This is a genomic window from Blastococcus sp. KM273129, from assembly GCF_021698995.1.
GTDB lineage: Bacteria > Actinomycetota > Actinomycetes > Mycobacteriales > Geodermatophilaceae > Blastococcus.
In genome coordinates, this window is the sequence record NZ_SSXB01000130.1 from 1 (window position 1) to 6,831 (window position 6,831).

Annotated in this window: 8 protein-coding genes; 6 read left to right on the forward strand and 2 right to left on the reverse strand. The window is 73.2% G+C overall.

The features are described from left to right. Window positions 1–142: 142 nt before the first annotated feature. The 5 genes from E9565_RS21150 to E9565_RS21170 all read left to right on the forward strand — a co-directional run bounded on the left by E9565_RS21150 (window position 143) and on the right by E9565_RS21170 (window position 4,815). Window positions 143–1,027, forward strand: a complete 885-nt coding sequence (locus E9565_RS21150) for a DUF559 domain-containing protein (protein WP_236836670.1) — start codon at window positions 143–145, stop codon at window positions 1,025–1,027. A gap of 150 nt (window positions 1,028–1,177) precedes the next feature. Further along, window positions 1,178–1,417 carry a phosphoribosylformylglycinamidine synthase subunit PurS gene (purS, locus tag E9565_RS21155; RefSeq protein ID WP_236828738.1) on the forward strand — a complete coding sequence of 80 codons (240 nt, stop codon included), beginning with the start codon at window positions 1,178–1,180 and terminating at the stop codon, window positions 1,415–1,417. Between the two features lie 7 nt (window positions 1,418–1,424). Then, the gene (gene purQ, locus E9565_RS21160) at window positions 1,425–2,096 is read left to right on the forward strand and encodes a phosphoribosylformylglycinamidine synthase subunit PurQ (protein ID WP_236828737.1); all 672 of its coding nucleotides are present in this window, start codon (window positions 1,425–1,427) and stop codon (window positions 2,094–2,096) included. Next, on the forward strand, window positions 2,093–4,438 hold the full coding sequence (purL, locus tag E9565_RS21165) for a phosphoribosylformylglycinamidine synthase subunit PurL (protein WP_236836671.1): 2,346 nt from the start codon (window positions 2,093–2,095) through the stop codon (window positions 4,436–4,438). The genes purQ and purL overlap by 4 nt, the downstream gene beginning before the upstream one ends. Beyond that, on the forward strand, window positions 4,438–4,815 hold the full coding sequence (locus tag E9565_RS21170) for a sterol carrier family protein (protein ID WP_236828735.1): 378 nt from the start codon (window positions 4,438–4,440) through the stop codon (window positions 4,813–4,815). The genes purL and E9565_RS21170 overlap by 1 nt, the downstream gene beginning before the upstream one ends. A gap of 54 nt (window positions 4,816–4,869) precedes the next feature. On the opposite strand, the gene E9565_RS21175 is transcribed toward E9565_RS21170, so the two are convergent. Then, window positions 4,870–5,016, reverse strand: coding sequence for a hypothetical protein (locus E9565_RS21175; protein ID WP_236828734.1), 147 nt, complete (start codon window positions 5,014–5,016; stop codon window positions 4,870–4,872). Next, complete coding sequence (locus E9565_RS21180; protein ID WP_236828733.1) at window positions 5,013–6,431, reverse strand: OFA family MFS transporter; 1,419 nt, start codon at window positions 6,429–6,431, stop codon at window positions 5,013–5,015. The genes E9565_RS21175 and E9565_RS21180 overlap by 4 nt, the downstream gene beginning before the upstream one ends. Window positions 6,432–6,645: 214 nt before the next feature. Between E9565_RS21180 and E9565_RS21185 the strand changes: the two genes are divergently transcribed. Continuing rightward, window positions 6,646–6,831, forward strand: a 186-nt coding sequence (locus tag E9565_RS21185; RefSeq protein WP_236836672.1) for an alcohol dehydrogenase catalytic domain-containing protein, incomplete at its 3' end; no start/stop codon positions are given.

Genomic DNA, 6,831 nt, shown 5'->3' on the forward strand with positions numbered 1-6,831 from the left:
GTCCTCCCCCGCTCCGTCCACAGGCCTCCCCGACATCGGCGCTCTCGGGCTGCAGGGAAGCGTTCCGGCCCGAGAGCGCCGATGTCGGGGAGGCCTGTGGACGGAGCGGGGGAGGACGCCCGCGGCCGACCATGCTGCGCTCATGCCGAAGCGCACCCCGCGGTCGCGGATCACCGGACCGACGACCCGCCGGGCCGCGCTCGCCGCCGGGGTGAGCGACCACGGACTGCGCCACCCCCAGCTCGCCCGGTTGTCGCGGGACACCTACCTCCCGCGGGCGCTGACCGGAGAGCCGCGCGGTCGGCTGGCCGCCGTGCTCCTCACCGCGCCGGCCGGTGCCGTGGTCAGCCACCTCTCCGCGGCGGACCTCTGGGAGCTGGAGGTGCCGCTGCGCGACCGGGACGACGTGCGCGCCCACCTGGTCGTGCCGGCGAGCTCGCGGGCCGAGAGCCGCGTCGACCGCCGGCTCTACCGGGTGCCCCTGGCCGACGACGAGGTGACCAGGCACAGGAACTTCCCGGTGACGACGCCGGCGCGGACCTGGCGTGACCTGGCCGGGATCCTGGAAGCGCCCGCCCTGCTCGCGGTGACCGACCAGCTGCTCGCCCACCGGTGCCGGCGCGCGGACCTCCAGGGCGCGCTGGACCGGCGTCCCTCCGGCCGGGGCGCCGCCCGTGCCCGCGCCGTCCTCCCGGTCGGTGATCCGCGCGCCGAGTCGCCGATGGAGTCGGTGTTCCGCTGGTCGATGCACCGGGCGGGCCTGCCGGCGCCGGTGCTGCAGTACCGCGCCCACACCTCGGCCGGGGCGTTCATCGGCCGGCTGGACTTCGCCTGGCCCGACCGCAGGGTGCTCGTGGAGTTCGACGGGGATCTGCACCGCGACCGGAAGACGTTCGTCGAGGACCTGCGGCGGCAGAACAGGCTGGTCGCCGAGGGGTGGGTGATCCTCCGGTTCTCGTCGGCGGACCTGCTGGGCCGTCCCGACGAGGTGGTGGTCGAGATCCGGCGCGCGCTGCGGCGCGGCTGAGCAGCGCCCGTCCCGCGCGAGATCGGCGATCTCGGGCTGCCGGCGGGCGAGTGGGCCCGAGATCGCCGATGTGGCGCCCGAGAAGGGGACGCGGAAGCAGGAGACGAGGGTCACGGGGGTGGCCCGCGCCGCCCCGGTACCCTCGGCGTCGTGTCCCGCGTGGTCGTCGACGTCGTCCTGAAGCCGGAGATCAGCGACCCCCAGGGTCAGGCGGTCCTCGGCGCGCTCGGCCGGCTCGGCCACGACTCCGTCCGGAGCGTCCGCCAGGGCAAGCACTTCGTGCTCGAGGTCGAGGGGACGCCCGACGAGGCCGAGCTGAAGCAGATCGCCGAGACGCTGCTGGCCAACCCGGTGATCGAGGACGTCGAGCTCCACCTCCCCAAGGACTGAACGAACCGTGCGCATCGGTGTCATCACCTTCCCGGGCTCCCTGGACGACGTCGACGCCGCGCGCGCGGTGCGGCTCGCCGGTGGTGAACCGGTCGCCCTCTGGCACGCCGACCACGACCTGAAGGACGTCGACGCCGTCGTCCTGCCGGGTGGCTTCTCCTACGGCGACTACCTGCGCGCCGGCGCCATCGCCGCCCGGTCGCCGCTGATGGCCGACGTCGTGGCCGCGGCGGGCGACGGCATGCCGGTGCTGGGCATCTGCAACGGCTTCCAGGTGCTCTGCGAGGCCGGGCTGCTGCCGGGTGCGCTCACCCGCAACAGCCACCTGCACTTCCGCAACCGCGACCAGGTGCTCGTCGTGGAGCGCGCGGACACCGCCTGGACGCAGGACTACCGGCCCGGTCAGCGCATCGTCATCCCGGTCAAGAACGGCGAGGGACGCTACGTGGCCGCCGACGCCGACCTCGACCGCCTCGAGGGCGAGGGGCGCGTCGTCTTCCGCTACGCCGGGGGCAACCCGAACGGCTCCAGCCGGGACATCGCGGGCGTGACGAGCGAGAACGGCCGCGTCGTGGGGCTCATGCCGCACCCCGAGCACGCGATCGAGGACCTCACCGGGCCGTCGACCGACGGGCTCGGCTTCTTCACCAGCGTCCTGAAGGCGGTCGTCGCAGCGTGAGCGAGTCAGCAACCGCGGGCCTCTCCGACCTCGACACCGGCCCCGGCCGGCTGCAGCACCGGCTCGACACCGTCGACCTCGCCGCGCGCACGCCGGACGACGAGCAGCCCTACGCCGAGCTGGGCCTGAAGGCCGACGAGTACGCCCGGATCAAGGACATCCTCGGCCGCCGCCCCACGACGGCGGAGCTGGCGATGTACTCGGTCATGTGGAGCGAGCACTGCTCCTACAAGTCCAGCAAGGTCCACCTGCGCCGCTTCGGCGACCTCCCGGAGAGCGACGCGCTGCTGGTCGGCATCGGCGAGAACGCGGGCGTGGTCGACGTCGGCGACGGCTACGCGGTCACCTTCAAGGTCGAGTCGCACAACCACCCGAGCTACGTGGAGCCCTACCAGGGCGCGGCCACCGGCGTGGGCGGCATCGTCCGCGACATCCTCACCATGGGCGCCCGCCCCGTCGCCGTCATGGACTCGCTGCGGTTCGGCCGCGCCGACGCCGCCGACACCGCCCGCGTGCTGCCCGGCGTCGTCGCCGGGGTGGGGGGCTACGGCAACTGCCTCGGGCTGCCCAACATCGGCGGCGAGGTCCTCTTCGACGACTGCTACGCGGGGAACCCGCTGGTCAACGCGCTGTGCGTCGGCGTGATGAAGCACGAGGACGTCCGGCTGGCCAAGGCCGAGGGCGTGGGCAACAAGGTGATCCTGTTCGGCGCCCGCACCGGCGGCGACGGCATCGGCGGCGTCTCCGTCCTCGCGTCCGAGACCTTCGACGCCGAGGGCCCGGCCAAGCGGCCGAGCGTGCAGGTCGGCGACCCGTTCACCGAGAAGCTGCTCATCGAGGCGTGCCTGGAGATCTTCGCCCAGGACCTCGTCACCGGCATCCAGGACCTCGGCGGCGCCGGGCTCTCCTGCGCGACCTCCGAGCTGGCCAGCGCCGGCACCGGCGGGATGCACGTCGACCTCGACGCCGTCCCGCTGCGGGACACCACCCTGACGCCCGCCGAGATCCTGATGAGCGAGTCGCAGGAGCGCATGTGCGCGATCGTCGAGCCGGGCAAGGTCGATGCGTTCCTCGCCGTCTGCGCGAAGTGGGACGTCCTCGCCACCGTCATCGGTGAGGTCACCGACGGCGACCGGCTCACGGTCGACTGGCGCGGCGAGCGGATCGTCGACGTCCCGCCGCGCACCGTGGCCCACGAGGGACCGGTCTACGAGCGCCCGATGCGGCGTCCCGCCGACCTCGACGCCCTCCAGGCCGACGACGCAGCGCGGCTGCCCCGGCCGGCCACCGCCGCCGAGCTCGAGGCCCACTGGCTGGCCGTCGTCAGCAGCCCGGACGGCGCGGACAAGACCTGGGTCACCGAGCAGTACGACCGCTACGTCCGCGGCAACACCGTGCTGGCCCAGCCCGACGACGCAGGCGTCGTGCGGATCGACGAGGAGTCCCACCGCGGCATCGCGCTGTCGCTGGACGGCAACGGTCGCTACGCGCGCCTGGACCCCTACACCGGCGCCCGGCTCAACCTCGCCGAGGCCTACCGCAACGTCGCCGTCTCGGGCGCGAAGCCCCTGGCGGTCACCAACTGCCTCAACTTCGGCTCCCCGGAGAACCCCGAGGTGATGTGGCAGTTCGCCGAGGCCGTCCGCGGCCTGGCCGACGGCTGCCGCGAGCTGGGCCTGCCGGTCACCGGCGGCAACGTCAGCCTCTACAACCAGACCGGCGACGTCGCCATCAACCCGACGCCGGTCATCGGGGTGCTCGGGGTGCACGAGGACGTCCGCACCCGGGTGTCCTCCGGCTGGCGGGCCGCGGGGGAGACGGTGCTGCTCCTCGGCGAGACGCGGCCGGAGTTCGGCGGCTCGGCCTGGGCGTCGGTCGTGCACGGTCACCTCGGCGGGCGGCCGCCGGCGGTGGACCTGGCGGCCGAGAAGGCGCTCGGCGAGCTCCTGGCCGCGCTGGCCCGTGAGGGGCTGATCGGGTCGGCCCACGACCTCGCCGACGGCGGGCTCGCCCAGGCGCTGGCCGAGTCGGCCCTGCGCCACGGCGTCGGTGCCCGCCTGGAGCTGGGGGAGGACCCGTTCACCGCGCTGTTCAGCGAGTCGACGGCGCGCGTCGTCGTCACCACCACCGACCCCGGCGGGGTGAAGACCACCGCGCGCTGGGCCGGTGTGCCGGTCACCGAGCTCGGGACGACCGGCGGCGACGCGCTGGCGGTCGAGGGGCTGGCCGCGCTGCCGCTGGACGAGCTGCGGGCCACCTGGAGCGCCACCCTGCCGGCGCTGTTCGGGGCGCCCGAGGACGCCGTCGGCACGGTCCCGGCGGGCACCGTCCCCACCTCCTGATGCCGGCGCCCATCCCGGCCGACGAGCTGCGGGCCGCGGTCGACCCGGCGCGGGCCTGGCTGGCGGGGGAGGCCGGGCAACCGCCGCGAGCGGTGCTGGGGGCGGCGGTGAAGACCAGCGCGCGGTGGCTGGCCCAGCAGGTGCCCGGCCGCTCCGTGGAGCTCCGCGTGCCGCCGCACGTCGCCGTGCAGTGCATCGAGGGGCCGCGGCACACCCGGGGCACCCCGCCCAACGTGGTGGAGACCGACGCGGCCACCTGGCTGCGGCTGGCCACCGGGCAGGTGACGTGGGACGAGGCGCTGGCCGAGGGCAAGGTCAGCGCGAGCGGCAACCGGGCCGATCTCGCCCCCCACCTGCCGCTGAGCCCGCTGAGGTGACCGACGCCCCCGCCCGCGGGTCGCGGACGGGGGCGTCGGGGCAGAGCGGGGCGATCAGCCGAACAGCGCGCTGGCCGCCTTGATGGTGTTGTAGAGCCCGTAGGCCAGCGGGACGCCGACCAGGGCCCAGGCGAAGGCGACCAGGCCCACCGGGGTGTGCGTGGTGGGCTGCTCGCCGGTGCGCGGCGCGGGAGTGCTCATCGGACGTTGCTCCGTTCGGGCTCGGCGGCAGCGGTCGGGACATCGGTGGGCTTGGGCTCCCACCACTTCTCGGCGACCGGCTTGATCAGCAGGTTCGCCACGAAACCGACGGCCAGCAGCCCGACCATGATGAACAGGGCGGGCCGGTAGTCGCCGGCGACGAGCTGACCGGGGGTGCCCTGGAGGTCGAGGACACCGTTGACGATCAGCGGGCCGACGATGCCGGCGGCCGCCCAGGCGGTCAGCAGGCGGCCGTGGATGGCACCCACCTGGTAGGTGCCGAACAGGTCGCGGAGGTACGCCGGGACCGTCGCGAAGCCACCGCCGTAGAAGGACAGGATCACGGCGGCGCAGAGGACGAAGATCCAGGTCGCGGTGCTGCCGACCGTGGCCAGCAGGACGTAGAAGACCATGCCGACGCCGAGGTAGACCATGTAGATCGGCTTGCGCCCGATGTAGTCCGACGTGGACGACCACACGATCCGGCCGGCCATGTTGAACAGCGACAGCAGGCCGACGAACCCGGCCGCGGTCGCGGCGAGGACCGTGGAGGTGTCGCCCTCCCGGAAGAAGTCCTGGATCATCGGCGCCGCCTGCTCGAGGATGCCGATGCCGGCGGTCACGTTGCAGAACAGCACGGTCCACAGCAGCCAGAACTGCGGCGTCCTGATGGCGTTGTTCGCCGAGACGTTCTCGGTCGTGACCAGGGACTTCGCCTTGACGGTCGACGGGTCGAAGCCGTCGGGCCGCCAGTTGGCCGCGGGCACCCGGACGATGAACGCACCGAACATCATGAAGACCAGGTAGATCAGGCCGAGGGTCAGGAACAGGCCCGCGACGGCGTTGCCGCTGGGCACCGTGCCGGCGACGGCCGGGTCGTAGTTCGGGTCGTACCAGTTCATCAGCTGGCGGGACAGCGGCGACGCGATGAGCGCGCCACCGCCGAAGCCCATGATCGCCATGCCGGTGGCCAGGCCCGGGCGGTCGGGGAACCACTTGATCAGCGTGGAGACCGGCGAGATGTAGCCGATGCCCAGGCCGATGCCGCCGAGGAAGCCGTAGCCGAGGTAGAGCAGCCAGAGCTGGTTGGTGTAGATGCCCAGCGAGCCGACGAGGAAGCCGCTCACCCAGAAGACGGCCGAGGTGAACATCGCGGCGCGCGGCCCGTTCTTGTCCACCCAGGTGCCGAAGACGGCGGCGGAGAGACCGAGCATGACGATGGCGATCGAGAAGATGATGCCGATCGCGGTGAGGCTCGCGTCGAAGTGCTCGACCAGCGCCGTCTTGTAGACGCTGGTCGCGTACGCCTGGCCGATGCACAGGTGCACGGCGAGCGCCGCCGGCGGGATGAGCCAGCGGTTGAAGCCCGGCTTGGCGACGATGCGGTCGCGAGCCAGGAAGGCGGGTACTGCCACGGGGACAACCTCCGGGGACGGGACCGGTACGGCCGGTTGGACGCGACCGGGACGCGCCCGATGCTCTGTGATCTGGGTCGCTATCGCGTGGGACCGTACGTGGTGTGCGAGCAGATTGCGCGTTCAACAGGCTGCTGTGACCGGGGTGTGACTCACCGTTCATGGCCGGGACGGCCCCGAGTCGCGTGCCGGGGTGGGCCCTAGGCTTCGTCACATGGCGTACGAGGTGCGAGGTGTGGTGGCCCGCGGCAAGGGCGAGCCGGTGACGGTGGAGACGATCGTGGTGCCGGATCCCGGCCCCGGCGAGGCGGTCGTGGACGTGCAGGCGTGCGGGGTCTGCCACACCGATCTGCACTACCGCGAGGGCGGGATCAACGACGACTTCCCGTTCCTGCTCGGC